This is a genomic window from Photobacterium makurazakiensis (assembly GCF_050336715.1).
Lineage (GTDB): Bacteria > Pseudomonadota > Gammaproteobacteria > Enterobacterales > Vibrionaceae > Photobacterium > Photobacterium makurazakiensis.
The window spans coordinates 1-25,611 of sequence record NZ_JAKJSJ010000030.1; the positions used below are offsets into that span (position 1 = coordinate 1).

A 25,611-nucleotide genomic window follows, 5' to 3' on the forward strand; every position below is an offset into this window, starting at 1 on the left:
AAATTAACCAGATAAGTTATTGGGATGAATATCACGATTATTTTGAGAGGAAAAAGACAAATGACTAAAATATTAGGCTGAATCATAAAATTAGAAAGGTAAGTTAGACACTCGGTGGTCAATATAATCGAGAATCAAACATCAACTAAAACAATAAAATTAAGGGTAAAATATAGATACAGGCAAACAAATTTCGTCACTAGGCGTTCCGCCATCATTCGCACCTTTTTGTTACAGATTTCATTTTTTTAATAAAATCAATGATATGCTTATTACTCAACAATCTTAACTTGTCGATAACAACCACGCAATAGTTATACTTTCGACCATTAAGCTCTAAGCTGCCTCCTTCATCACCTTCCTTATACTCATCTGAATATTTAAAAGTTTCATATCCAAGCGCTTTATATACTTCAAGTGCATCAGGGTTAATAATTAATGCTGCTACCCGTTTAATACTCGGGTTGTCTGAAAAATACTTTAGGTCTTGAAGTATATTATCGATGGTAACCTCCATGCTTAAAGAAAACGTACTAGTAATAAAGTACACCAAATCTTTATTTTCAGAATATGGTGTAGCTTTCGTGAAATCTACCTTTTTCCGCTGATACTGATCAAACTCATTATTTTTAAAAAAGAACCCTAAACTGTGTCCCTGTAATTCACCATTATGTGAAGATATGTACTTTCGACCATGAATTCTGTTCGTCATTTGATACAAATAAAAATCAACCAAATTTAGCAAACTAGTATCTGTTTTTGTGTGCATCGCTAAATTATGAATACCAGAAAGAACCTGATTATCATTTGCACTCCTCAGTAATGGGAAACACTCTATCGAACTCTTATTCTGGTGTTGGTGTACGTAATTGGCCGTCGATATCATCGAGTGAAAAGACTGATAACGCTTCTGTAACACAGTTTGAACTATATTACTGTCAACTGAAACGTCTAACGACTTAAGAAATGGAAGTAATTCAATCTTTAATATTGATAATATTTTCAGAACTTTATAGACGCTAGGTTGCGTCTTGCCCATTTCCCAACGGCTGATCGATACCACATCAACACCGTGAAGCTCAATATCGGCTTGTTGAAGCCATAGTGCTAACCTTCCCTGTGTCCATTTAAGCTCTTTTCGTCTCGCCTTTAGAATTTGAGGAAATAAATTCATTTATTAACTGCCTGCCCACAATGCTATTAACTATTTACACAATAACTATAATTCACATTATTTGTAAACGTTCATCAGATATAGGAAAGCATTATCTCTTCTAAAAGTGCTGATTGTAGAGTAATTCCCGCTTTTATTCATAGCAATTTAAAGCCGTGACGCTGCCAGTAAATACGATATCGAGTTAAGCTTATTCCAATAGAAACAAATGGTTAGCACAAAAACACACGGTGTAATATAATTACAACAATACTTTATCATTCACAAACATAACAAAAATTAACAGACTTAAGTTTTCTTAAACGGAAAATGATAATTCAACTGTCATCAAGTGCTATTTACTCAGTCAATCATAAGCTCCAAGCGACAATAGCTACCTGTATAACCATGCAACTTCAAGGTACTGTATTCAGAGAGAAGTTCTTGGTTCTACACTAAATATGTAACTCGAAGTCGCTTTGGTAATATTAAGTTAACTAAGTTCAGGTATCAGTAACTTGCTCATCTCGCCCCATGACAGAAAAACCATCAATACTAGATACGCTTCTCCATTAATGCGAGATCCCAGCTATCACCATTGGGAGCCTGAAAGCCTGTTTCTTCTAAATACGTTTCAAAGCCTAATGATTCATAGCATCTCTTGGCTCTATGGTTATGTTCGAACACCGCAAGGCTCACTTCAACGCAATCAAACTGGCTTTTCGCTTTAATGATGACGTCTTCAAGCATAGTGGTTGCAAGCCCACGCCTTCGAAATGGCTCGGCAATGAACACTCGACATAGGCGGTACTGAGTGCTGGATACTTTTAATAACTCAACAAAGCCAATATTCTCACCCTCAATTTTGAATAAATAAGGTGTGATATCTGGTTGGGCACAATGATCGGCTATTTGCTCAATAGTAAGAGGAAAATCGTATGCAGGACCACCCCATTGATAATTTAGTTCCGCAGAGTCTATCCACTGAATCAGTTGTTCATAGTCTTTTTCTTTAAACTGCTCTAATACCATAAATTCCCTTTTTCTTGTTTTGCCGCAAATATCCATAAAGTGCGGCATACTCCCGAAGCTTACATAACTATCTTTAACTCATGTTACCCTATGATGACAAGTTCAATTCCATAAATAAGCTATTTGGATCAAGCTTATAGTCACCAAAAGGCTGACAATATGAAAATCCGTACTTCTCATATAAATTACGGGCGGGTTTGAAGAAGTCCATAGAGCCGGTTTCAAGGCTTAACGTTTCATAACCTTGAGTATGAGCCTCACTGATTAGGTGTTCTAGCAATTTCGTTGCAACACCAAGCCCTCGACTACTTTCAGTCGTTCTCATAGACTTAATTTCAGCTTGCTTGGTATTCAATGTTTTTAATGCCACGCATCCCAACACCTCTCCATTATATCGAGCACTCCAAAAAGTGATTGAAGGAGACTTGAGCGCATCTAAATCCAAGGCATGGACACTCTCTGGAGGTGACGTAGCGTACATATCTGCAAGGTGCTGCTCCAGAAGTTTTATCACACCCTTATCTTCAAGCTTATCTACCGCAATTTTCATGCTTCGCTACCCCCTTATTTGCAACCGACATATTTCAGTATTTCAACAACCTGCGACGGTGTGGTAGCCCAAGCCTGAGCAGCAGCATCCACCTCTTTTAATGGGTGTACCAATGCTTCACTATGTAACGTGATATAAGGTTTACCCAATGCAGCACAATAGCCAGCATCAAATGCTGCATTCCATTGTTTATATTGATCACCGAAACGAACAACCGCTATATCGCATTTTTCTATCAGTGTTTTTGTTCTGATTGCATTTACTTTCGCTGATTTATGGTCTCGCCAAAAAGAATAGCTTTCTTCACCAAGCACGTCGCCAGCACTATCACTTGTATCATGATCGGTGACCGCAGAAGTAAACACGGCATTTACACCATTGTCCTTACAACCTTGAACAATTTGCTCTCTCCAGTCAGTATGAATTTCACCAGACAAGTAAACATTTAATTCCATTTCAAGCTCCTTGTTTTCATTACAAAAGTGTTAACACTTCTATTTTTAACTCATTAAGTAAATGATTACTATCAAATCGCTATTTAATTAACGCTTCAGATTGAATTCGATATAAACAATGGCGTTCTAATGGATGACCTTTGGGTAGCTTGGGGTGATTAAAATCTTGATGAGTGTTATGCATACCAATTTTTTCCATAACCCGCTTTGAAGGCAAGTTTTGCAGAGCGGTGAATGCATATACCTCAGATAGATTAAGCGTATCGAAAGCAAACGCTAATGCGGCTTTCGCCGCCTCTGGAGCAAACCCGTTCCCCCAGCTTGAAGAACACAAACGCCAGCCAATCTCAACGAGTGGTGCATTTGGAATGCCGCTACCCTCCTCCTGAAAGTGCAAACCAACAAATCCGAGAAATAGGCCTGTGTTTTTTTGCTCCAACGCCCAAAAGCCCCAACCTTTATCCACGATGAGACGTTGGAACCGTTCTGCTAATTCATTACTTTCGCGCGCTGAAAGTAATGAAGGAAAATACGTCATTACTTTAGGATCGCGGTTCATTTCAGCAAAAGGTGCAAGATCACTGTCACGCCATTGCCTCAATATAAGCCTATCTGTCTCGATCATGCTTTGCTCCGATTAAGCCTTGAGATGTTAACTGCTCGATGACCAAAATCGTTGCTAATGAACAAGAAGATACATCACCCATATCAAAATAATTTAACTCATCAATTTCCGCGTCTGGCTTCAAGTCACCGTTAAAGTCAGAATAGTAGCAAGTCAGTTGTACTGATACGTCACTCGCTTTACCATCAGCCTGAGCAGTGAATGACCCTGCATATTTAATTGTTTTTGGCTCTAAATCGACGGATAATTCTTCTTTGACTTCGCGGACAAGGGCTTGTTCATCGCTTTCGCCAACTTCACGCTTCCCTCCTGGGATATAAAAGAGTTCTTTGCCTTTAGAGCGAACCACTAGCAGTTTGCCATCGTGAATATGTAACCAAGCCAACTTATCAATGACCTTTCCCATTTACAGCACCAATATTTGTTAATTTTCAATTGCTTAATATCATACGCTACTGCCTTTGATTATGCATTATTGCAAGCATTATGAATTAGAAACAAAAAAGCCCTGCCATTAGACAGAGCTTTAACCATCAGCCGTACCCTTTTGAACACTTGGGTCTAGCCTTATACCAACTTAGTTAGATACAACTAAATATAGCCGATTAACATCAGGCGTCACATAAACCATCACTTTCAAACTGGCTATACAGTCGCTCAACCACCAGCCAAGCATCATCACCTAGCGACTGTTTTATATAGTTTTCAACGTCGGCACGAATGGTATCGGCTATAAACGATGCTGCAAACATTCCTTGATCTAGGCCGATGATCTTATTGGTCACTTCACCTTTATCGTTTACTGCATCAAACCACCCAGCCTCACTCACTATTGCAGGAAAGCGTGTTTCAATATCACGCAGCAATTCTACTGCATGATCCCGATTTATCATGGCATAGAGTGCTGTCGCATGTGGTGTACCAACGGGCTCTTGGTAAGTATTTTGATTACGACAAAAATCTTCTGCCATACCATTTACACCATACTCACTGTAGCGGCTCTCAATGGTTGACGATGATGACAAAAACGGAATGCCGTACTCAGAGGTATATTCCAGCTGTACTGTCGCCATATCATCAAACATCTGTGGTACTGGCACCATTGACTTTTCATTGAACCAAATCGATGGCAACATGCCTTGAAAATATGCGCCGTTCCACGTCAACATTGGATGAGTGATATCCCCTTGCTGAGTAACATACTCTCCTTGATATAATCCCATATTCGTAAATACGCCTTCTGGAATAGGCGCAACATCATTGTGCGTCAATACCGAAGCCCACAATGGTGCTAAGCGGCTTTCATTCGACTTTCTATCTATCCAATAATTAACATAATCGGGTTGACCATCGCCTGTATCTCGCCAAGCCGCACGTAATAACTCCCGCGAGTTATTATCTCGGTCATACAAGCCATACCACCCCTGCTTGGTTGCTTTAACCAAGGTGTCAGCGCGAATTGCGAGCTGTGCTAGCATTGGGTCTTCATGCTCCCAATAGGCGCCAGCAACTGCAGCTAATGAAGAAGTTAGATTCGCCGCATCAACCGCAGATGCAATAGAACGTCCACCAAGAGCTAATTCTCCCGCTTGGATCTGATACATCCAATAGAACAAACCATTCCATTTTGGCGCATTTTCGAGACGGGTAAGCGCATCGCTTAATCGCTGGCGTGCAGGCTCTGATCCAGCACGTTCCATCTCCGTCAAAATATTTAAATAAAGGCCAATCGTTGTGCTATTCACTACTGGACGAGGAACAATTTCACCATCATCCATGATACGAATAAAATCGAAAGGCATACCAGATTGTGGGTCAACGCCTACGCCATCTTGAAAATACTGCAAGTTTGTATGCAGCTGCGCGGAGAAGTTATCGGGATAGTGTTGTTCTCCGAAAAATACCTCTGAAATAGGTGACATATTTATGGTCGTAGCCTCTTGAGTAGACACACATCCATAAAGCATAAAAGTACCCATCACGACTGCCAATAACTTATTGCTCTTAATCACAACTTCCTCACCAACTGTTGACCCGTATCACAGCTTCATTCACCGCCACAACATAGAAACGTTTCATCAAAAATTCGTCATAATTAGCGTTAATTTAAAAGCCATGTTAATGATTGACGGTAATACAACGGGAATAACTAAAATCACAAATGTCAGAATCTAGCCACATAGTATTGAATAGTCTATAAATACTGCATTATCCCTGCATTTTTGGTACGTTAGTTAGATAAAGGTCACAAGAATAGAAACGTTTATATTTAGTAACTAATACCTCCTTGAACATTGCAACACTCATTACTTCCTGTGTCTTCAAAGTCTGTTCTTTATGTATACAGTCAAAAGTCATATCATTCTGCATAACAACACTTTATTATTATTTTCATAAGCTTAATAAAGGTAAACATGAAGAATGAGTTGGGTTCTATTCACATTTTTTGCTGCTTTTTGCCAATCATGGCGTAACGCACTACAAAGTAAATTAAGCAAAAAACTTGATATCGCAGGCGTTACACTTGCGCGGTTTATTTGGGCAAGCCCATTGGCATTAGTTTACCTGTATGGTCTTTACGAATGGCAACCCGCCGACATACCCAACTTATCGGTGACATCAATCAGCTTTATTCTAAGTGCTGCCATTATGCAAATAGCTGCCACTGCACTCATGGTGGTACTGTTCAAACAGAAAAACTTTGCGGTTGGTGCAGGCTTGGCAAAGTGTGAAGCACCCGTTGCAGCATTATTTGGGGTTTTATTCTTTGGTACAACACTGACCTATTGGGGATGGCTTGGCGTCGGTATTGGAGCTATCGCGGTACTGATTTTAAGCTCACCGGGTAAACTTAATCACATTTCTTTGAAAACAGTCGCTATTGGGCTAGCTTGCAGCAGTGCCTTCGCACTCACTTCACTATGGATAAGAGAAGCCAGTCTTAGTTTATCTCTACCCTTCCCTCATAGTGCCGCATGGGTGCTCTTTTTAGTTATTTCTATTCAAACGCTCATATTAGTGTCGTACTTACTTATTCGAGACAGGCAAGCACTTCGGTTAATGTTTAAAGAGAGAAAGCTTGTCTTGATGACCAGTATTACAAGCTTTTTAGGATCATTGGGGTGGTTTAGTGCCATGTCATTGCAAAGTGTGCCTTATGTAAAAACCCTCGGCCAAGTTGAAATCTTTTTTATGATGTTAATTTCTGCTTTTTGGCTTAAAGAAAAGACGCAACTTAAAGACTTTTTTGCTTTGGCTCTTGTCGCTATCGCGGCAATTTTAGTGATGTTCCACTAACAACAGATAGCCATTAAAACTATATTCATTTGAGTTTAATCACTTTAACCTATTCGTGCTGGTGACAAAGGGTGATAACGTTTAACTATTACCGTTACAACAAACACTTCGAATAAGTATCTTTATCAATATCTATAATTTCAACGGTTAATGAAACGTCAGTTAATCCTAGCGCAACGAGTCCTTTTAAAACATGATCGGATAAGTGCGCTTTTTGCTCATGATCTCGTCCACATAGAATACGGACTGATACATGAACAAAGTCAGACTGCTCGGAACCTACTTGGTAGTATTGGTAAGGAATTGCACGCGTTTTAATGTCTGGCCCATCAAATAACCCCGATAAAGATGCACCTTCAGAAACAGCGTTAACTAACGAAAATGGGCTGGTTTGTGATTCAATATTTTGTGAATATTCAATAATGCAATGTGGCACTCTTTTTCCTTAAAAACTAATAATATGGCGCTTTCTCTAGCTGAAATTATCATAAGGAAACTTAAAGGTATAAAACTACACAGTGTTTTTAATGCACGCTCACAAATATTAGTCCTTTTCCCCCACATTAATTATTAGAAAGCAGCCTGACTAAGCAGTCAGGCTTCTTTATCTACGAAAATTGTACTTTCTATGTATTCACTCGAATGAGCATTTCATCTTGCTTCGCTGGTGAAAGAACAATTGGGATAGCTTTCGATATCGGCGTATCACTCAAGTCCCCTTTCCCATCAATCGATACTAATGGATTCGTCTCAGGAAAATAGGCTGCAATATTACCTGCTGGAATGTCATAAGCTACAAGCTTGAAACCAAAGACTTTTCGCTCAACTTTATCTGGCCAGAGTGACTCAACATCCACTAAATCACCCGCTTGTAAACCTAATGCGTCAATGTCTGTTTGGTTCACTAACAATACTTTGCGTTCACCTGAAATACCGCGATAGCGATCTTCAAAACCGTATATGGTCGTATTGTATTGATCGTGTGACCGCATTGTTTGTAAAACAAATACAGGGTCTTGGCTTAACTCACGTAAGTTCGCCGGTAACAAATGCACTGGTAGTTGATGAGAATAAAAGTTTGCTTTGCTCGTTTGCGTATTCCACCTACGCTCACCAGCACTGTTGCCTAAATAGAACCCCCCTGGTTGTTGAAGCTTTTCATTAAAGCCTTCAAAACCCGGTATCGCCTTAGCGATAAGATCACGTATTCGGGTATAGTCTTCAATTAAATATGACCAATCGACCACATCACTACCAACACTCGCTGAGGCTATACCTGCAATAATCGCTGGCTCTGAGCGCATTTCAGCAATATCACTCTCTACTACACCTGCCGAGGCATGTACCATACTGAACGAATCTTCAACAGTGACGCTCTGCGCACCTGCAACCTGCATATCAATATCTGTTCGCCCTAAACACGGTAAAATAAGAGAATCTCGCCCGGTAATAAGGTGGCTACGATTCAACTTGGTCGCGATATTGACGGTTAATTCACAGCTACTTAATGCTTGTTGAGTTAACTCGGTATCCGGGCTGGCAGCAGCGAAATTACCACCGAGACCAATAAAAACCTTACTGTCCCCTGCTAGCATGGCTTTAATAGCTTCAACTGCATTATGACCTGCTTCTCGGGGCGGTTCGAATTCGAATACATTGGCCAAATTATCCAGAAAAGCATCGGTTGGCTTTTCATCAATGCCCATCGTTCTGTCACCTTGCACATTACTATGCCCGCGCACTGGGCAAAGCCCTGCACCCGGCTTGCCTACCTGGCCAAACAAAAGTTGTAAGTTAACGATTTCCTGAATGGTATTAACCGAGTGCTTATGCTGAGTAATACCCATCGCCCAGGTCGTAATAACGTTTTTTGCTTGGCGGTAAATTGTTGCGGCATCACGTATTTCAGATTCTGATAAACCAGACTGTTCGACAATATCGCTCCAGCCAGTTGCGTTAACTATCGCAAGGTAGTCATTTAATCCTTCGGTATGGCAGGCAATAAAATCACGGTCAAAAATCCCTTTACCTCCAGCCGCCAGTTCTTGTTGATCAAACTCATACAGGGCTTTTACCATACCGCGAACTACAGCCATATCCCCACCTAATTTAGGCGTGAAATACGACTGGCTAATTTCAGTTCCTTTGCCTGAAAGCATTTCTTGGGGCGATTGTGGATTCGTAAAACGCTCTAGGCCTCGCTCTTTTAGCGTATTAAAACTAACAACAGCAGCTCCCCGGCGTGAAGCCTGCCGCAGAGTGTCTAGCATTCGAGGGTGATTAGTGCCTGGATTCTGCCCAAAAACAAAAATGGCGTCGGCAAATTCAAAATCATCAATTGTGATGGTTCCTTTACCCGTACCTACCGCTTGTTTAAGTGCTATTCCACTTGCTTCATGACACATGTTGGAGCAATCTGGAAAGTTATTGGTACCAAACTGACGAACAAACAACTGATATAAAAATGCCGCTTCATTACTAGCACGGCCAGATGTATAAAACTCAGCTTGGTTCGGGCTTTCTAGTGCATTTAAATGTTTAGCGATAAGTGTAAAGGCTTGTTCCCATGTCATTTCTTCATAGCAGTCAGTCTTACAATTGTATTTTACAGGATGACTGAGTCGACCTTGGTATTCCAAAAAGTAATCACTTTGCTTCATCAACCACGAAACGGGGTGTTCGCTAAAAAATGCAGGGGTGACACGACGACTAGTCGCTTCCCAATTAACTGCTTTTGCACCATTTTCACAGAACTTAAAACGCCCCTTTTCATCATTCTCACCCCATGCGCAGCCTGGACAATCAAAGCCGTGATCTTGGTTAGTTTTAAGCAAGTTGCGAATATTACGGCTTACGTTTTCGCTTTTCACCAAATGCTTTGTCGTGCTAAGCAGCGCTCCCCATCCACCTGCTGAACCTGAATATTGTTTAACTGTCATTACTCTTCCCTGTTGTTCATTTTATTTTTGCAGGCGTAATCGAAACGCACCGTGGTATACATTAAATCGGCCGTGTTGGCTGAAGCCAATCAAGGTAAGGTTAAACCGTTTGGCGAGATTCAGTGCTAGGCTTGAAGGTGCACCCACCGCAACCAATACAGGTACACCAGCAACAAGTACCTTCTGCACCAATTCAAAACTTATACGGCTACTCAGCATAATGACTTTTCCATTCTGCCAAAGTTCAGCACGTCTTGAACGCGCACCTAATAGCTTATCAAGCGCATTATGACGACCTATATCCTCACTACTTTCGAGTAGTTCACCGTTTTGATTGAATAGCCCACAACCATGTACTCCACCCGTAATACTAAAAAGGTGCTGTTGGGATCGTAGTGCCTTGGATAGCGAGGTAATTGCTTGTCCAGATAACCAGTGTGATTGTTCGTCTAACGATGGAATATTACGAAGTTCAAGCGATTGCATGGATGATTTACCACATACGCCACAGCTTGAAAATGAGGTTGTTTCACGGCTAATACTTGACCAGTCAATGCGTATTCTTGCGTCAAGACGAACAGTGATTTCATTTGGTCGAATTTCGTCGTCATCGAGCTGATCATTCATCCCAACCACATCAGTCGCATGCTGAATGATCCCCTCAGATAGCAACAATCCAATGACTAAGTGCTGATCATCACCAGGTGTTCTCATCGTGACAAGATATACACGCTCTCTTGGTATACCATCTAAATCAGTGTATATCAGGCTAATTTGTAGCGGCTCTTCAATAATGACAGAGTCGATAGACAAAGTGACATCACAACCTTGTACCTGCTGCCTTGAACACGCCATAACACTGCTAGCATGCTCATAAATTTGCATTGCCGCTAGATGATTAGATTCTTCATGATGAGGCCGTATAACCTGATCATATCGGATTCCTGTATCATCCTGATCACTTTCCCTGTTTGGCATATGGCCACACCACTCCGCACTGGTATTTATAATTAAAGAGGTAGCCCCTCTCAATTGCATTATTTACCACACATTAACAAAACAACTTTGTAACATCTAGCGTGATTTCTATTTGTTCTAGACTTCACATCATTGGTCACACTTTTGGTATGCCATAATACAATCACGTGTAATAGATACAAAAACGCCTGAGAGATCTCAGGCGTTTAAGCAAATTGCAGTCAGGGATAGATCGACAGTTTAAATGACGGTTTTCAGAGGTAAGAGTTCAGTTGAGCAATCGTAACATCGGCATTTTCGTAGTTGACCGGAACCTCTATAAAGCGATTTTCTTTTTCAACAATTAGAGAAGGGAAGCTATTACCGCCGATCGACCGTGCGAATGCTAACTCCTCAAGTAACAAGTCCTGTGTGCGATTTGATAAAAATTCAGCCTTAAACATGGCACTATCTAATCCAAGATCTTCCGCTAGGCTAATCAAGATAGCATCATCGCTGGGGTTTTTAGCTTCTAGGTAATAGGCTTTTTGTATTGCCTCTAGCATCATTAACTCCGCGCCTTGAGAGCGTGCCGCGATAATGGCACGACACGATGGATACGTTGAGCGACGTGGTGTATTTTTACTCCAAAAGTCATGATTAAACGAAGTGCCAAGGTACTGTTCAATTTTCTTCCAGTAAGACGCTATTTGTACCTGCATAGCTTCTGGCATAGGTATATCAGAATCTGGCGCTAACCCACCCAGCACGTACACGATCTCAACGTGATCAGACAACGCCTCTCTTATTTTGTCCCAAGTCGGTTTATAACCCCAGCACCAAGAACACATTGGATCGTATACATAGTAGAGCTTTACTTTTGCAGCTGACATATTTCAAATCCGTGAATAGTTTTCTTCCAAACTACCAAATCCACCAGTAGAAGTCTTCGCTGAACACTTTAAGTCTTACCATCCAAGCGATTACTGATGAATTAAAGTACAAGTAGCATTTTGATACCCACAAAAATGGTTTGATTTTTCACCATTTAGACCTAAAACGGTTGTGATACCAACAGCTTGGACCGACCACAATAGAATTCACGTTCAATTTGCAAATTAGACTATACAAATGTGGTACAGCTGTTATTATCTCTCTCGCTCTGTTGTTCAGATAGTTATTAAATGCAACATAAAGTACAAGTTAAACTTTTAGCTACATCAYGTTTTCGTTTTTGTATCTCAGTGTTTCCCTTATATTTAGCGTAACATTCGATAATTCAACTGCTTAGCACTTCGCATTTTAGCGATTTTTTTAATTAATGAATTTATAAGGGACATAACATGTCTAACTCAAGCACTGGTATCGTAAAGTGGTTCAACGAAGAGAAAGGTTTCGGTTTTATCACTCAAGATAACGGCGGCGCTGACGTATTTGTTCACTTCCGTGCAATCGCATCTGAAGGCTTCAAAACTCTAGCTGAAGGTCAGAAAGTTTCTTTCGACCTAGAGCAAGGCCAAAAAGGCCCACAAGCAGCTAACGTTGTTGCTTTATAATTAGAAGTTTTATCTTCTAAAGAAAATGCTGGCTAAGGCTGGCATTTTTTATGTCTACCGTTTTATTTATAGGTAGTTGGGCTCAATAAATTAACTGAACCCATTTCATACGTAATGCCAACCTCGTTATCGTTAAATATCTAGGCCATTAACGCCACAGTCGTTTGTTATACCCTAGCCTTTATTTTGGCTACTGAATATTAGCTACTGAAACAAGTTAAGGCCAAATGCTCGTTTTACGCTGCCAAGCACCTGATTGGATTCATCTTGTGATTTTTCACTACCCGCTCGAAGAATTTCAATAAGTTGAGCTTTATCTGAAATGAATGTTGCTCTACGCTCTCTGATTGGCTTTAAAATCTCCTGCAAACATTCCTCAAGAATTTTTTTTGTTGTTCCATCGCCTAAACCTCCTTTTTGATACCTAGCCTTTAACTCTTCAACATAAGCAGAATCAGGATGGAATGCGTCTAGATATGTGAAAACAATATTCCCCTCAATTTGACCTGGGTCTTCAACGGCTAAATGATTAGGATCGGTGTACATTGATTTAACCGCCTTTGATATATCCTTCTCGCTAGAGCTCAGAAGGATACAATTCCCCATTGATTTAGACATTTTACTTTTGCCATCCGAGCTTGGTAAACGAGGAACTTTGCTTAATAACGGTCGACACTCAACTAAAATATCTTCTTGAGCGATATGATTTAGTTTTCTCACGATTTCGTTTGTTTGCTCAATCATCGGTAATTGATCATCTCCAACAGGGATGAGTGTTGCTCGGAATGCTGTGATATCAGCGGCTTGGCTAATCGGATACGTTAAAAAACCCGTTGGAATTGAACCTCCAAATGACTTACCTGCTATTTCATTTTTAACGGTTGGGTTTCTCTGTAATCTCGATACCGACACTAAGTTTGAGTAATACATTGTCAATTCAGACAAGGCGGGAATTGCAGACTGCAAACAAATGGTCGTCTTTCGAGGATCGATGCCAACGGCTAAATAATCAGCAACAACATTCAAAATATTTGAAGATACTTTATGTGGATTATGACCGTTATCAGTTAAGCCTTGTAAATCGGCAACCAAGATGGTTTGTTCGTAGTCATGCTGTAGCGCTACTCTTTGCTGAAGAGAGCCGACAAAGTGCCCAAGGTGCAACTGTCCTGTTGCTCGATCGCCGGTTAATACTTTTTCTTTTTTAGTGGTGTGTTTTTGATTATGCATAATATGACTCCTAACTGTACCATCGGAGACATAAAATGCGTTATTCATAAGCAGTCTTCCGACGGCTTTGAATAAATGTGATTCAGCGCCGCTCTATGAAATAGAGCGCCACCATGAAACTGAGATTAGATTAAACGTATGATTTACTTGCATGTCTTAAACGTACCACCCTCTAAACAACGATTCAAGCTACATTTATCTTATCTATATAAACACTTCTCAGAAGGTGTGCTCCATAGAAATAACAAAGCACACTGAACTTCACCCAAATCGCCGAGAGTAATTCGTTAATTTTATGATTACATTTTACTCTGGCTACTTAACCGATTGATTAAGTTGTAATAGGTCCCACTTATTACCGTATAAGTCTTGGAATACCACTACAGTTCCATAAGCTTCTACTCGTGGTTCTTCATTGAAAACCACATCATTCGCTTTCATGTGCTCGTAGTCACGCCAAAAGTCATTAGTTTGTAGAAATAAGAACACACGTCCACCAGTTTGATTACCTACTGATTTTAGTTGCTCATCGTTGCTAGCTTGAGCCAGTAGTAAATTTGTACCATTTGAATTAGGTGGAGATACTTGTACCCAGCGTTTCCCACCACCAAGATCTGTATCTTCTATGAGCTTGAATTGTAGTTTCTGGGTATAGAATGCAATGGCATCGTCGTAATTTTCGACAACCAAAGCAATGTTACCGATTTGCTGCTGAATTGGCTTAGTCATAACTCACACTGTCAGTTTCTTAATTTCAGCCATTGTACACCATAACTCTTAAGATAATTAAAAGCGCACAACGCAGCAGGTTAACCTACCCCAGCCTAATGATTATATGGCATCACTATAATTGCTTACGGACAGAAGATAATACCGTTACTCCACCCGGAGGTAATAATGCTATTGGATTCTATAATAGGAACGAGCAGCTTCGGCTCAAGTTGAATCGCTGCAATAAGGTGTACTTCATCAAAACAACAAAGCACACCGAACTCGATGCTAATACTGTCGAATATAACGTATCACTCTGAGGCCTACGTTAGGAGATTATTCAAAGGTATCCAGATCAATTTTATATTTATCGAGCACCTCTTGCATTTGAAGTTTTTTCTGACCTGCCGCGACAGCCATTACTTTCGCGGTCACATCTGAAATTTCTCCCTTCGTAATACCTGCCTTCTTTGCCTCATGCAAATAATAACGCGTACAAGGTAAGCAATTCAGCGCCATCGCTGCCGATAAACCAACTAAAAGCTCAGTTCTTGTATCTAAATATTCATTGTCATGAGTAGAGCGATAAAACGCGCCGTAAAGGTCTTGATGCTTCCCTAGCATAAATCTTCCTTATAAGTTATAACGCTTGCCATAAAGTATGCTTAATAGCATAAATCAGCACACCAAACTCTCAAAAAGAGACATCAGTTTAACGCATACCATTGATTATTTGGATATAATTTTAGTTCACACTTAACATTAGCGGTGCCAATAGGTGACAAAAAACAATCGACAATCAGTTCAGATGGGGGAGTCTTCAACCTGAGCCGATATCACCTGACGTTATAACAAATGTTAGCTGTAAGTCTGGAATAATGAACATTTCCTACTCCCCCAAACCTCTCATCTCTGCTATTTAACATCGATATTACTTCAGCAAGCTATGCTTTCTTTACGTACTTGGCTGTCACCAATATTTCGCCTGCGCCATCCACTTTGCAGTCTAATTGATGATCCTTACCTTCAATAATGCGCTTAATTACTGCTTTTGTACCAATTTTTAGGTTAAGAGAGCTACCTTTAACTTTCAGATCTTTTACTAGTGTGACTTTATCGCCCTGCTCCAACAGTTTTCCATTGATGTCTTTTACCGTAAATTGGTTCTCAGCTTCTTCCTGCGGATTCCATTCATGGCCGCACTCTGGGCAGATTAGGTTATTTTGATCTTGGTAAACAAATTCAGATTTACAGTTTAAGCAAGGAGGTAAGGACATCGATTATTACTTCTTTAAGTTAGTCTGACGCATATAGTAATGGGTCTTTTCTAAGTTAGCGAGCGCATTGTTAGTGCATCGAAACTAAATGGTTACACTGCGCCCTGTAGGAAGGTGCTCGAGGTGGTCACCAAGTACACCTTTGAGTATCACATACGCCTTTTTACCTGTGCAATGACCTGTATAAAGTTTATCTATTGGATAGTTCCGTAGCGCTCGTCCTAGAGACTCAACCTCTTCTCTCGTACCACCAATACTATTAAGTATTGGTAAACCAACCAAATGGAAACCTCCGACAACAGCCTTAATCCTAATATTCGGGAAAAGCTCTACGGCAGTTTCAACCATGTTTAGAACACCGCTATGGGCACAACCAGTAAATATTATCAGTCCATCGCTTTCTCTGATAATTAGAAGTAGTTCATGGTCGAATTTATCTGGCTTATAGCCCTGCCCCGAATTAGTGAATAAGTATTTATTCCCTGGCGGCCTTTGATACCTATTGCTTATGTTTGTAACAACAAAAATATTAGGAAGTATCTCTGTTGTTTCATTAACGAAAGTTATTCGTCCCTGTGCTTTGTCTAATAAGCTCTTATCGAGACCAACATTGCTCTTAAAACCAAACGCTCTGAAACAATAGTCAGTTTCTCCACATTCTCGAAAATACACCGGAGCTTTAGAGTTACTATCGAGAAAGTAACTAACACCATTACAATGATCATGATGTCGATGAGAGATAACCGCAGCATCAACATCTTGAATATCAATATTCAGCAAAGCAGCATTATCACAAAATGCTCTACCATTACCGGCATCAAATAATATCTGCCTACCCATAGTCTGTACATGAAGAGACAACCCCCTCTCAACCGCTAGGTCAGGCCTGTTATCTAGTCGAGTGTTATCAACTAAAGCTGTAAGTTTCATGATCACCTTATGAGTTTGAAATGTGCACTACATTTAATGCCTTATTGAGTATACCGAATCCTATTCCCAGCGTCTTTTCACACTTTATTCACACCACATACCTTATAAACCAATGATTAAAAGTTTTGGAGGTTATATGAAAACTATCACAGCATACTCTATTGGCATTATCATTATTTCTGCAAGCGGATTCTTTGGGCTGAAAACGTATACTAACAGTCAGTTTGGTGAACCAAACTTAGCCAATGGCAAAGCACATTTTGTTAACAACTGTGCGGTTTGCCACGGTAATAAAGGGCTTGGTAATGGTGTTATGGCCAATAACCTAGCAGTTAGTCCAGATAATATCTATAAAGAACTAACCAATCCTTTCGGCTTCAAAAGTGAGCTAATTAGTTCTGTCCTAGATGGTGATAATGGCCAAGATGGCTTGATGCCAGCATTTAAAGGCATTCTTTCAGAAAAAGATATCAATGATATTTTCGGTTACATAGAAAGCATTAACTGATTCAAAACAAAGCTAAATACTTTGTTACTCGATTATTTGAGCCGACGCAGAAAACTCAACGCGCTAACCATATATCATCGCAGGTTCAATAGCTCAAGATGGTGGTATTATGGCAGAGGCAATAGCGCAAATACTGATTATTTTTGGTAACCAACTCGCGTATAGGGTTGGAAAGTTAGTCATTTTAATTCTAACCATTGGCCAACTTTCAATTGAGCCATTACCCAAAAACTATCCTGCGCATTTTGTTCAAGTATTCGATGATGAAAAAGTCACTGCTGTTAAAAACGCCGCTAATTATGCTGTGTCCCATAATACGGTGATTTTGATTGGCTACTTTGTAATTTTGGCCGCGTTTAGTACGGTGCTATATACCTTCCGAGATTTCTTTATCAGTACCAAGGTATAAGTGCCGTAAGCTAAAATATAACGAGCTAGGTATTTAGCCTAGCTCGAAGCTATAAACTCAAAAATATGCGGTTTATGCCTAACGACGTCTACTTGGCAGCATATCGGTCATTGAGCCTTCAACCAATTCTGCAGCAAACGCGAAGGTTTCAGCCAATGTTGGGTGTGCATGTACCGTATGCGCTATATCTTTTGCTCTACCGCCAAGTTCTAGGACGGCTGCAGCTTCGTGAATGAGCTCACCCGCATTCTCGCCACAGATACCAGCACCCAGCAATACCCCTGACTCTTTATCAAACAGCGCCTTAGTCACCCCATTGGTTGCGCCAACACTTTGTGCGCGGCCACTGACCAGCCACGGCACTTTACCAATGCTATACTCAACACCCTGCTGTTTTGCTTCTTTCTCTGTCAAACCTACCCAAGCCACTTCTGGGCTAGTGTAGGCCACTGATGGGATCGCCGCTGGGTGGAACATTGCATCCATCCCTGAAATAACTTCTGCGGCAACCTTACCTTCGTGGGTCGCTTTATGAGCTAACATTGGTCCCTTAACAATATCTCCAATAGCATAGATATTTGGCAGCGACGTCTGCATCCTGTCGTTGACTTCAATAAGCCCTTGATCACTGAGCGCAACACCGATGCTTTCCAGCCCAATACCCGAAGTATTTGGCCTACGGCCAACAGCAACCAATACAGCATCAAAAATGGCGCTATCTGGGGCTTTTTTACCGTCAAAAGAAACAACAATGCCATCAGGCTGTGCTTCCATATCGGTCACTTTGGTTTTGGTTAGCAGCTGGTAAGTCTTTTTCGTCGCTTTAACCAACGGCTGGATAACGTCTTTATCGGCAGCAGGGATAATTTGGTCTTGTGCCTCTACAATCGTAATCTCTGAGCCTAACGCCGAGTACACTTGTGCCATTTCCAAGCCGATGATGCCACCACCAACAATGAGTAGTTTTTCAGGAATGCTTGGCAAAGTCAGCGCGTCAGTCGAGTCCCATACTCGAGGATCATTTGGCGCCATAGGCAGTTTAACGGAGTGAGAGCCCGTCGCAATGATGGCATGTTTGAAGTTAACGCTTTGCTCTGTGTCTGCAATAACTGAAAGCGTGTTTTCTCCAATGAATTGGCCTTCACCTTGAACTCGAACTACTTTTCTCGCTGCACAAAGGTTCGCTATCCCTTTGGTCAGCTCTGAAATCGTCCCCTCTTTATGGGATCGCAATACGTCAATATCGACATTGGGCTTGGTAAACGAAATCCCCATGCTCGCCCCTTGTTTTGCATGCTCAATAAGCGACGCAGCATGAAGCAGAGTCTTCGAAGGAATGCAGCCCACATTGACACATACGCCACCCAACGTTTCACGCTTTTCTACGATGCATACCGACAAGCCAAGATCTGCCGCTCTAAAAGCCGCAGTATACCCACCGGGTCCACCACCGAGTACAACAACATCTACGTTGATAGATTCCGCCATCAAAACTCCCTCTCAAACCAGTTAATCACGTAATTGATAGATATAAGCAGCATAACGCGCCGCTTACTAACAGATTTACCCTAGAAAGAAACAAAAATAAATCTCAACGTTGGAATATCCGATGCTGGCTCACTTTATTTAGAAAGTACACAGCCAATATGACTACCAGCTCAATGTTTGAGCTTTTGATGAATCAATAATATTTACCATCCATGGAGCGCCTGACACCGCTACTTTCACATCCCAGATAAGCACGATCTGTTGGGAATCAATGGTCCTTATTTTCATGGCAATGACCATTTATCATGCGTAAATCATATGGTATTCCACTAGCACCTTATTAAAAATCGCCGCAGATGACAGATTGTTTGAATGTTTTATTCTGTTTTAGACCCAGACTTTAGCTGTTCGATAACAACCACTACGACTCTTATAATTGAAGAATAAAGTATCAGTTGAAACGCGAAGGCTAGAATAAAACCAACTTGCTTAAGCTCCTCTATATGAGAGAGCCAATAAATAAGCCAAACCATAGCGACGATAAAAGACAGGTAATGTGATACTTTTGTGGCTTTCATAAGTCGAGTCTGAACACTTCGTTCTTTTATAAACAAAGCAAATGTTAAAACTAAGATGACAGCGACTGTTATTAACGAATTAAATTCAATGAACATTGATATATGCATGGACTATCCCAAGAAATTATTATTGCGCACATTAGATCGAGGACTGAACAATTGACTAACATTAGCAATAAAAACAAGTTAAATTCCCGACTAATTTGAGTTCTATCCGAAGACTCAAAGTTTCAGGATAAGCTAACGTAAATTATAAAATTTAACAATACGAATATCTTGCTTTACTTACTGTAATGTAAGAAAAAATGTCCAATTATTGAGTAGGGAAATAACTAAATGAGAAACATAATGCCTTCCTAATATGTGCCCTAAAACCAACAGAGCACCTTATTAAAAAATTTGTCGATGCCGTTTTATAGCTTTAATTCCATTTTGTAATCGTCCATAACATATCCACTCCCGATATCAGCACACACTTCGCAAACAATTTCAAATCCCATTTTTTTGTACGCTGCTATAGTTTCTAGATTTTCTTTATTAACAGTAAGATAAATTAGTTTTATATTGTTATTTTTAGCTAGTTGTATAATAGACCCTATTGATTTCTTTCCTACTCCTTTACCTCTTTCACTTGATAAGACGTATAGTTTACTCAAAAAGAGGGCATTATCTTCTAATCGTACACCCGAATAACCAACTAAATTACCACCACGCCCAATCATATAATAATGTACGTTATTATTTTTTAACTCTTCCTTTAAAGCAGTATACGATTGAAATTTACTAACCATATACTCAACCTGATCAGCACCAATTATAGGCGTATAGTGTTCCTCCCAAATAATACCCGCTAGTTCCACTATAGATTCTAATTGTCTATTGGTTCTTACTTCATCAAAGCTAATTTCTTCTGCCATCTAATCAATCCTATCTGTATTGTTAATCGTCTAACTAATGACATGTCCCCCATCAATCGAATATAGAAAGGAAGACCAAGGTCAACCCACACTAATTGTTACAAGACAGTTTTCGCGTAAACCACCGTATTACTTAAATCACCAGATGGCATTCTGCGCTCATTAAATAGTGTACCTTCAAATGAATACCCACGTCGCTCAGCTACAGCCCTACTTTTTGTATTTCCTTCAGCTGCTCTGATTTCTACACGATTTGCTTTAAGTTCTGTAAACGCATAGTTTTCAATAACGCTCACCGCTTCAGTTATATATCCAAAACCAACGCAAGTACTCCGTAACCAATAGCCAATTTCAAAATATGGTACATCTTTATCACGAATGATAAGACCTATTGCCCCAACAAATATGCCAGAGTTCTTATCAATTAATGAGTAACGTAACTCACCTTCGAACGCCTCAAAATTTGATATTGCTTGCTTCATATTTTCGATGGATTCATCTTCTGTCAAAGAAAACGGAACCCAAGGAAGAAACTCACTAAGCTCTGCCTCACTTTCCCTTATCGCTTCCAGCATTAAGGGCTGAATCTCCATGGAAGGTGGTACTAATTGAAGTCTGTCAGTTTCCATATATGCTGATCCCCTACTAAATACTTCTGTTATGAGGTTAAGCCCCACACCATTATCGTTGTGGTTATCTCAAGGTGACTTGCTTGGTGTAACTCTTTAAAACCATGTTTTTTATAAAGATCTACATTGTCGCTCTCGCATTGTAGATACAGCTGCTTGATGCCTAAGTTCACGGCTTTACTTTTAGCCTCTGAAACCAACAAACTTGATATTCCACGACCTCTGTTTGAAGGATTAACAAAAACGCCACCTAGCCAATGTTCATATTCTGGGTAGTTCCTGTTTTCACGATATTTAAGCTCTGCAACCCCAACAAGTTCACTATTGTCATGAATAACTATTGCCAAAGGAATTTCATTACGATTAATCGACTTTTCAACAACCTTTTCACGCACTATTTCTTCAGTAACATTTGGGGAGATGTGACCCCACTCATTGTAGTACCACTGAGCTATTATATTTACTTCATGTGGGTGGTCCGCAAGTAGAGTAACTTCCATGTTTCCTCGCTGTTTAATAATGTTAATCACCATAATACAGTCAATTTATGGCATTGCACGCCCTTCATCGCTGTTTCATTAATGCAACGACTAACCCCGATGACACAAATGTAACCCCTGCACCAATGTTTAAACCTGAGACCAATTTTGGCTTATTTTTTAACCAGCTTGAAAGTTTTGAGGCAAAAACACCCATTAAACTAAAACCAACAGCTGTAAGTAATGCAAACCAAACACCATAAACTAACATTTGGATTGAGACTGAACCCAAGCTTGGATTAACAAATTGAGGAATAAAAGCGAGAACAAACATACCTGGCTTCGGGTTTAATGCCGCAGATAAAAAACCCGTAGAGAATATAGTTTTCAATGATTGTTTATTAGCAGGCTCCAACGAAAATAAGCTTTTAGACCTGAGGACTTTAACCCCAAGCCAAATCAGGTAAGCAGCGCCAATAAATTTGACAACATAAAATGCAACGGTTGATGTTTGAAGCAATAAGGTAAGCCCAAACGTTGCAGCTAGAACATGAAATAAGATACCCGCTGATATAGCTGCAGCCAACTTTCCTTGGCTGAGACCACGGCCTACCGCGAGTAAATTATCTGGCCCCGGTGAGATAACCAACAGTAAACATGCAATGCTATAAGCTAACCAAACATCTAATGGAAACATCGAACCTCCTTGTTAATATGCTAAACCAACATAAGGGGCTCTATGGTAAACACTCCTAGCACCATGCCAAAACGCCAATCGTTAGCTTAATGTTTTTGTTATGGATTTTTACCTACAACAACGTCTATCCCGCTCTACTGCCATTAGGTACCACCGTCTCTGGTATCGCTAAACAAGGCGTTAACTTGTCTGCATACCCAATATCAAATAGCATTCCTTGCGAAATCTCTCCTGCCATTTTTTGCTCTGGTAGATTAACCACAAATAGGGCTTGTTTACCTTCAATCTCGTATGGGTTTTCACGTTCTTGTTTTATACCTGCAAGAATTGAACGTACATGATCGCCAAAATCCACGGTTAATTTCATCAGTTTCTTCGATTTTTCAACGCCCGAAACAGCTGTGATTGTTCCAACGCGTATATCTAGCTTCTCAAAATCGTCGAATGTGATTAACTCTTTAATGGGCGCTTGTTTCATTTTGATACCTTTGATTATTTCGAAATCCAACACGCCAGATTAAGGCGTGTGCAATGCTTAGTTATTTTCTGATAACCACTGACCTTCAAGTGTGAAGGTATGATTATCAAAGTCTACGGTGCTTTGTATACCTAGCGGTGTTACCAGCATTGGGTGTGTGTGACAACTGTCAAAGCCATACAAGATTGGAACACTCTTGCCATTTAAAACTTCAAGCAGAACATCTAAAGGTGAACGCCCAGTCCCTTTGTCTTCGAACAATTCATGTTTACCAAGTACTATTGCGCCAACTCTATCGAATACACCACAAGCCAAAAGATGAGCAAATGAACGCTCCACAGTTTCTATGCCTTTTAGTGAGTCCTCTATCAGCAGAATATCTCCAGATTTAATTTCTGGCATATACTCACTCCCCCAAATCCCTGTCATAGTATTGAGGTTGCCACCAATAATACGGCCAGAGATTTTTCCACGACCAATGAACTTCCATTCATTTGGATAAACTGGTTTTGCAGAACTCTGAGTTTCCCAATTTACCTTAATGTCCGTCCATGATTCCGGCATGGTGTATTGATACTGGTTTGAGTGAGAACACAATATATCTAGGAATGATTGTAGTGTTTCATCGACTAAAGGCGGAAATTCACCGAAAGATGCAACGACAGCAGGGCCATAAAACGTGATTAGTCCAGTTTTTGCATAAATACCGAGTAACAGTGCTGTTACGTCAGAGTAGCCAATGATTATCTTGGGATCGTTTTTTAACGCATCGTAATCTATGTATGGCAACAAGGAATTACTATTGTTGCCGCCTATCGTAGACATGATGCAACGAACACTAGGATCACGAATAAGCTGATTTAACTCTTCTGCTCGTTCTTGGATTGAGCCTGAGCGATAGCTGTCTAAGCGCCCTGTAAGCATACCTTCAACCAATTCAAAACCTTGATCTTCAAGATAAGATTTAGCGCGTTGAAAGCGATTTGGAGCAAAAACAGTTGCGGGAGATGACGGTGAGAAAAAACCAATTTTGTCACCTCTTCTCAAAGCCTTTGGATATATCACTTATCTCTATTCCCCATAATAACTCTTTTGATAGCCTTCTATGGCTTTTATCCCCTACTCTGGGCAGTATTTAACAAGCATGACATAGATAGTTAAGAAAAATGATAAAATAAACGTAATTTGCCAGAGTCCTCCGCTATAAAACGACATTTGATTGTCAGACCAAAACCTGAGCGCAAAGTTAAATAGCTCACCTTTTAATCCGAGCACAAGAACTGTTGCACAATAGTATTTCATAAATTCTAAAAATAGATTCCTAACCTGCAACAAATGACTTGCGAACATAAGTTACCCTTAGCYTGAGGTTCAGCGAGTTAAAGTAAAATATGGTCATAGCCTTAATTAAAATTCAAGAATAGATATGAAAATTACGGCGGAGTTCAAATCTTAGATTAAACCTAATAGTTTATCTAAGATTAATGAGAGCGATAAGCTTATAAGAGTTACCATATCCACTCCTACATATAACACCTGAATGTGGCGAGGCTTTACACAGACTAAACTTGTACACCGTAATCACAAAACCCAATTCATACCTAAATTGTCGAGAAAAACACATCACTTTGATTGTCATCTTAAGCAACGATAAAGCTTCATTAAAGTACCTGTAGAGTCCGAAAATTCATAATTCACTATAAAGAACAATACTCTATATTTTGTGTGATATAGTTTTACAATAATAAGAGGGCGCATTGCTCTTGTTCTGTGGCTAACATTTTGGATCGGGTGAGCGAACAATGCTGAAGCTTCATAAGAGAGTAGAAAGGTATGTTTTGTTTAGTGAAGTGGCGAGGCTATTGAGCTTTTCTAAAGCAGCTGAAAGCCTCAATATTTCACGTAGCTATTTATCGGGTCAAATCACTCGATTAGAAAAAGAATTAGGTCTTGATTTATTAATAAGGTCGACTCGAAGTGTTCGTTTGACCCCGGACGGTATGAAAGTTTTATCCGAAGTGCAGAATATAAATGGCTCAATTATCAATTTAGAGCGTGAATTAACCCATAAAAAAAGTGCAGTTAGTGGTTTATTAACCATTACAGCACCAGAAGTATTTAGCCAAAGCTTTCTTGCGGAGATATGTAAGCAGTTTCAAGAGCAACATACAAGCATTCGATTTACGGTCGATGTTGGGTTTAGCCAACGCGATTTGACCCAAAGCCATTATGATTTAGCTATCCGCTCCACCAATAATCCACCAGAAAATATGATTGCCAAAAAGCTGCTCAGTTATCAGCATATCTGCTGTGCTTCTCCTGAATATTTAGCAATTCATGGTACTCCAAGGCACCCCATTGATTTACATAAGCATCAGTGCTTATCGGATCCGATGTCGACTAAGTGGCCATTCTTTGATGGTGAGAAAAAACTATCCATTGAAACACAAGGCGCTTTTTTAGCAAATAACCATTTTTTAATGCTTAGTGCCGCATTAAATGGTCAAGGTATCATTAAAGCACCTGATTATTTGTTGAAGCCTAAAATTTCTTCGGGCGAATTATTACCAGTATTAGATAATTACTTTATTAGTAAAAATGATATTTATCTAATTTATCCGCAGCTATTGCAGCGTAGTGCCGCCTTATCCGCTTTTATCGACTACTTAATGCACTATTTTAAGCATAACAACCTAACCGATTAAATAAGAAAATA

Annotated in this window: 29 protein-coding genes; 5 read left to right on the forward strand and 24 right to left on the reverse strand. The window is 40.1% G+C overall.

Going from position 1 to position 25,611, the window contains the following annotated elements:
* Positions 1–214: 214 nt before the first annotated feature.
* The 7 genes from L4D09_RS14280 to L4D09_RS14310 all read right to left on the reverse strand — a co-directional run bounded on the left by L4D09_RS14280 (position 215) and on the right by L4D09_RS14310 (position 5,827).
* Complete coding sequence (locus L4D09_RS14280) at positions 215–1,174, reverse strand: helix-turn-helix domain-containing protein (protein WP_428458187.1); 960 nt, start codon at positions 1,172–1,174, stop codon at positions 215–217.
* Between the two features lie 534 nt (positions 1,175–1,708).
* Positions 1,709–2,185, reverse strand: coding sequence for a GNAT family N-acetyltransferase (locus L4D09_RS14285; RefSeq protein ID WP_428458188.1), 477 nt, complete (start codon positions 2,183–2,185; stop codon positions 1,709–1,711).
* Between the two features lie 88 nt (positions 2,186–2,273).
* Positions 2,274–2,735 (reverse strand): GNAT family N-acetyltransferase, encoded by a 462-nt coding sequence (locus L4D09_RS14290; protein ID WP_428458189.1) that lies wholly within the window; start codon positions 2,733–2,735, stop codon positions 2,274–2,276.
* A 14-nt stretch (positions 2,736–2,749) separates the two neighbouring features.
* Entirely contained in the window at positions 2,750–3,190 is a 441-nt protein-coding gene (locus L4D09_RS14295; RefSeq protein WP_428458190.1) for a YtoQ family protein, read from the reverse strand.
* A gap of 79 nt (positions 3,191–3,269) precedes the next feature.
* Positions 3,270–3,815, reverse strand: a complete 546-nt coding sequence (locus L4D09_RS14300) for a GNAT family N-acetyltransferase (RefSeq protein WP_428458191.1) — start codon at positions 3,813–3,815, stop codon at positions 3,270–3,272.
* Complete coding sequence (locus tag L4D09_RS14305; protein ID WP_428458192.1) at positions 3,799–4,221, reverse strand: NUDIX hydrolase; 423 nt, start codon at positions 4,219–4,221, stop codon at positions 3,799–3,801. Before L4D09_RS14305 ends, L4D09_RS14300 begins: the two co-directional genes overlap by 17 nt.
* Positions 4,222–4,426: 205 nt before the next feature.
* Positions 4,427–5,827, reverse strand: coding sequence for a hypothetical protein (locus L4D09_RS14310; protein WP_428458193.1), 1,401 nt, complete (start codon positions 5,825–5,827; stop codon positions 4,427–4,429).
* Positions 5,828–6,236: 409 nt separating this feature from the next.
* Here L4D09_RS14310 and L4D09_RS14315 point away from each other — a divergent pair, with 409 nt between their 5' ends.
* Positions 6,237–7,112 (forward strand): multidrug transporter, encoded by an 876-nt coding sequence (locus L4D09_RS14315; RefSeq protein ID WP_428458194.1) that lies wholly within the window; start codon positions 6,237–6,239, stop codon positions 7,110–7,112.
* A 94-nt stretch (positions 7,113–7,206) separates the two neighbouring features.
* On the opposite strand, the gene L4D09_RS14320 is transcribed toward L4D09_RS14315, so the two are convergent.
* The 4 genes from L4D09_RS14320 to L4D09_RS14335 form a co-directional block, all read right to left on the reverse strand.
* Positions 7,207–7,548, reverse strand: coding sequence for a 5-carboxymethyl-2-hydroxymuconate Delta-isomerase (locus L4D09_RS14320; protein WP_428458195.1), 342 nt, complete (start codon positions 7,546–7,548; stop codon positions 7,207–7,209).
* A 190-nt stretch (positions 7,549–7,738) separates the two neighbouring features.
* Positions 7,739–10,051 (reverse strand): FdhF/YdeP family oxidoreductase, encoded by a 2,313-nt coding sequence (locus L4D09_RS14325; RefSeq protein WP_428458196.1) that lies wholly within the window; start codon positions 10,049–10,051, stop codon positions 7,739–7,741.
* Between the two features lie 21 nt (positions 10,052–10,072).
* Positions 10,073–11,029 carry a formate dehydrogenase accessory sulfurtransferase FdhD gene (fdhD, locus tag L4D09_RS14330; protein WP_428458197.1) on the reverse strand — a complete coding sequence of 319 codons (957 nt, stop codon included), beginning with the start codon at positions 11,027–11,029 and terminating at the stop codon, positions 10,073–10,075.
* 254 nt (positions 11,030–11,283) lie between these two features.
* A complete protein-coding gene (locus L4D09_RS14335; protein WP_428458198.1) occupies positions 11,284–11,901 on the reverse strand; it encodes a DsbA family protein in 618 nt (205 codons plus the stop codon).
* 450 nt (positions 11,902–12,351) lie between these two features.
* On the opposite strand from L4D09_RS14335, the gene cspE reads away from it, so the two are divergent.
* Complete coding sequence (gene cspE, locus L4D09_RS14340; RefSeq protein WP_428458199.1) at positions 12,352–12,564, forward strand: transcription antiterminator/RNA stability regulator CspE; 213 nt, start codon at positions 12,352–12,354, stop codon at positions 12,562–12,564.
* Between the two features lie 204 nt (positions 12,565–12,768).
* Here cspE and trpS read toward each other — a convergent pair whose 3' ends face one another.
* The 5 genes from trpS to L4D09_RS14365 form a co-directional block, all read right to left on the reverse strand.
* A complete protein-coding gene (gene trpS, locus L4D09_RS14345; protein WP_428458200.1) occupies positions 12,769–13,794 on the reverse strand; it encodes a tryptophan--tRNA ligase in 1,026 nt (341 codons plus the stop codon).
* A 315-nt stretch (positions 13,795–14,109) separates the two neighbouring features.
* Positions 14,110–14,523, reverse strand: a complete 414-nt coding sequence (locus L4D09_RS14350) for a VOC family protein (RefSeq protein WP_428458201.1) — start codon at positions 14,521–14,523, stop codon at positions 14,110–14,112.
* A gap of 318 nt (positions 14,524–14,841) precedes the next feature.
* Entirely contained in the window at positions 14,842–15,129 is a 288-nt protein-coding gene (locus L4D09_RS14355; protein WP_428458202.1) for a carboxymuconolactone decarboxylase family protein, read from the reverse strand.
* A gap of 320 nt (positions 15,130–15,449) precedes the next feature.
* Positions 15,450–15,782 carry a zinc ribbon domain-containing protein YjdM gene (locus tag L4D09_RS14360; protein WP_428458203.1) on the reverse strand — a complete coding sequence of 111 codons (333 nt, stop codon included), beginning with the start codon at positions 15,780–15,782 and terminating at the stop codon, positions 15,450–15,452.
* A gap of 84 nt (positions 15,783–15,866) precedes the next feature.
* Complete coding sequence (locus tag L4D09_RS14365) at positions 15,867–16,712, reverse strand: MBL fold metallo-hydrolase (RefSeq protein ID WP_428458204.1); 846 nt, start codon at positions 16,710–16,712, stop codon at positions 15,867–15,869.
* Between the two features lie 136 nt (positions 16,713–16,848).
* Between L4D09_RS14365 and L4D09_RS14370 the strand changes: the two genes are divergently transcribed.
* A complete protein-coding gene (locus L4D09_RS14370; RefSeq protein WP_428458205.1) occupies positions 16,849–17,220 on the forward strand; it encodes a c-type cytochrome in 372 nt (123 codons plus the stop codon).
* A 109-nt stretch (positions 17,221–17,329) separates the two neighbouring features.
* Positions 17,330–17,629 (forward strand): hypothetical protein, encoded by a 300-nt coding sequence (locus L4D09_RS14375; RefSeq protein ID WP_428458206.1) that lies wholly within the window; start codon positions 17,330–17,332, stop codon positions 17,627–17,629.
* Positions 17,630–17,707: 78 nt separating this feature from the next.
* Here the strand turns inward: L4D09_RS14375 and lpdA are convergent, their stop codons facing one another.
* The 8 genes from lpdA to L4D09_RS14415 all read right to left on the reverse strand — a co-directional run bounded on the left by lpdA (position 17,708) and on the right by L4D09_RS14415 (position 23,960).
* Positions 17,708–19,117 (reverse strand): dihydrolipoyl dehydrogenase, encoded by a 1,410-nt coding sequence (gene lpdA / locus L4D09_RS14380; RefSeq protein WP_428458207.1) that lies wholly within the window; start codon positions 19,115–19,117, stop codon positions 17,708–17,710.
* Positions 19,118–19,279: 162 nt separating this feature from the next.
* Positions 19,280–19,405, reverse strand: coding sequence for a hypothetical protein (locus L4D09_RS14385; RefSeq protein ID WP_428458208.1), 126 nt, complete (start codon positions 19,403–19,405; stop codon positions 19,280–19,282).
* Positions 19,406–20,108: 703 nt separating this feature from the next.
* Positions 20,109–20,612, reverse strand: a complete 504-nt coding sequence (locus tag L4D09_RS14390; protein WP_428458209.1) for a GNAT family N-acetyltransferase — start codon at positions 20,610–20,612, stop codon at positions 20,109–20,111.
* 98 nt (positions 20,613–20,710) lie between these two features.
* Positions 20,711–21,241 (reverse strand): GNAT family N-acetyltransferase, encoded by a 531-nt coding sequence (locus tag L4D09_RS14395; RefSeq protein WP_428458210.1) that lies wholly within the window; start codon positions 21,239–21,241, stop codon positions 20,711–20,713.
* 29 nt (positions 21,242–21,270) lie between these two features.
* Positions 21,271–21,741 carry a GNAT family N-acetyltransferase gene (locus tag L4D09_RS14400; protein WP_428458211.1) on the reverse strand — a complete coding sequence of 157 codons (471 nt, stop codon included), beginning with the start codon at positions 21,739–21,741 and terminating at the stop codon, positions 21,271–21,273.
* 64 nt (positions 21,742–21,805) lie between these two features.
* The gene (locus tag L4D09_RS14405) at positions 21,806–22,417 is read right to left on the reverse strand and encodes a LysE family translocator (protein WP_428458212.1); all 612 of its coding nucleotides are present in this window, start codon (positions 22,415–22,417) and stop codon (positions 21,806–21,808) included.
* 124 nt (positions 22,418–22,541) lie between these two features.
* A complete protein-coding gene (locus tag L4D09_RS14410; RefSeq protein ID WP_428458213.1) occupies positions 22,542–22,895 on the reverse strand; it encodes a tRNA-binding protein in 354 nt (117 codons plus the stop codon).
* 57 nt (positions 22,896–22,952) lie between these two features.
* Positions 22,953–23,960, reverse strand: coding sequence for a S66 family peptidase (locus tag L4D09_RS14415; RefSeq protein ID WP_428458214.1), 1,008 nt, complete (start codon positions 23,958–23,960; stop codon positions 22,953–22,955).
* A 737-nt stretch (positions 23,961–24,697) separates the two neighbouring features.
* Between L4D09_RS14415 and L4D09_RS14420 the strand changes: the two genes are divergently transcribed.
* The gene (locus tag L4D09_RS14420; protein WP_428458215.1) at positions 24,698–25,600 is read left to right on the forward strand and encodes a LysR family transcriptional regulator; all 903 of its coding nucleotides are present in this window, start codon (positions 24,698–24,700) and stop codon (positions 25,598–25,600) included.
* Positions 25,601–25,611: the final 11 nt, after the last annotated feature.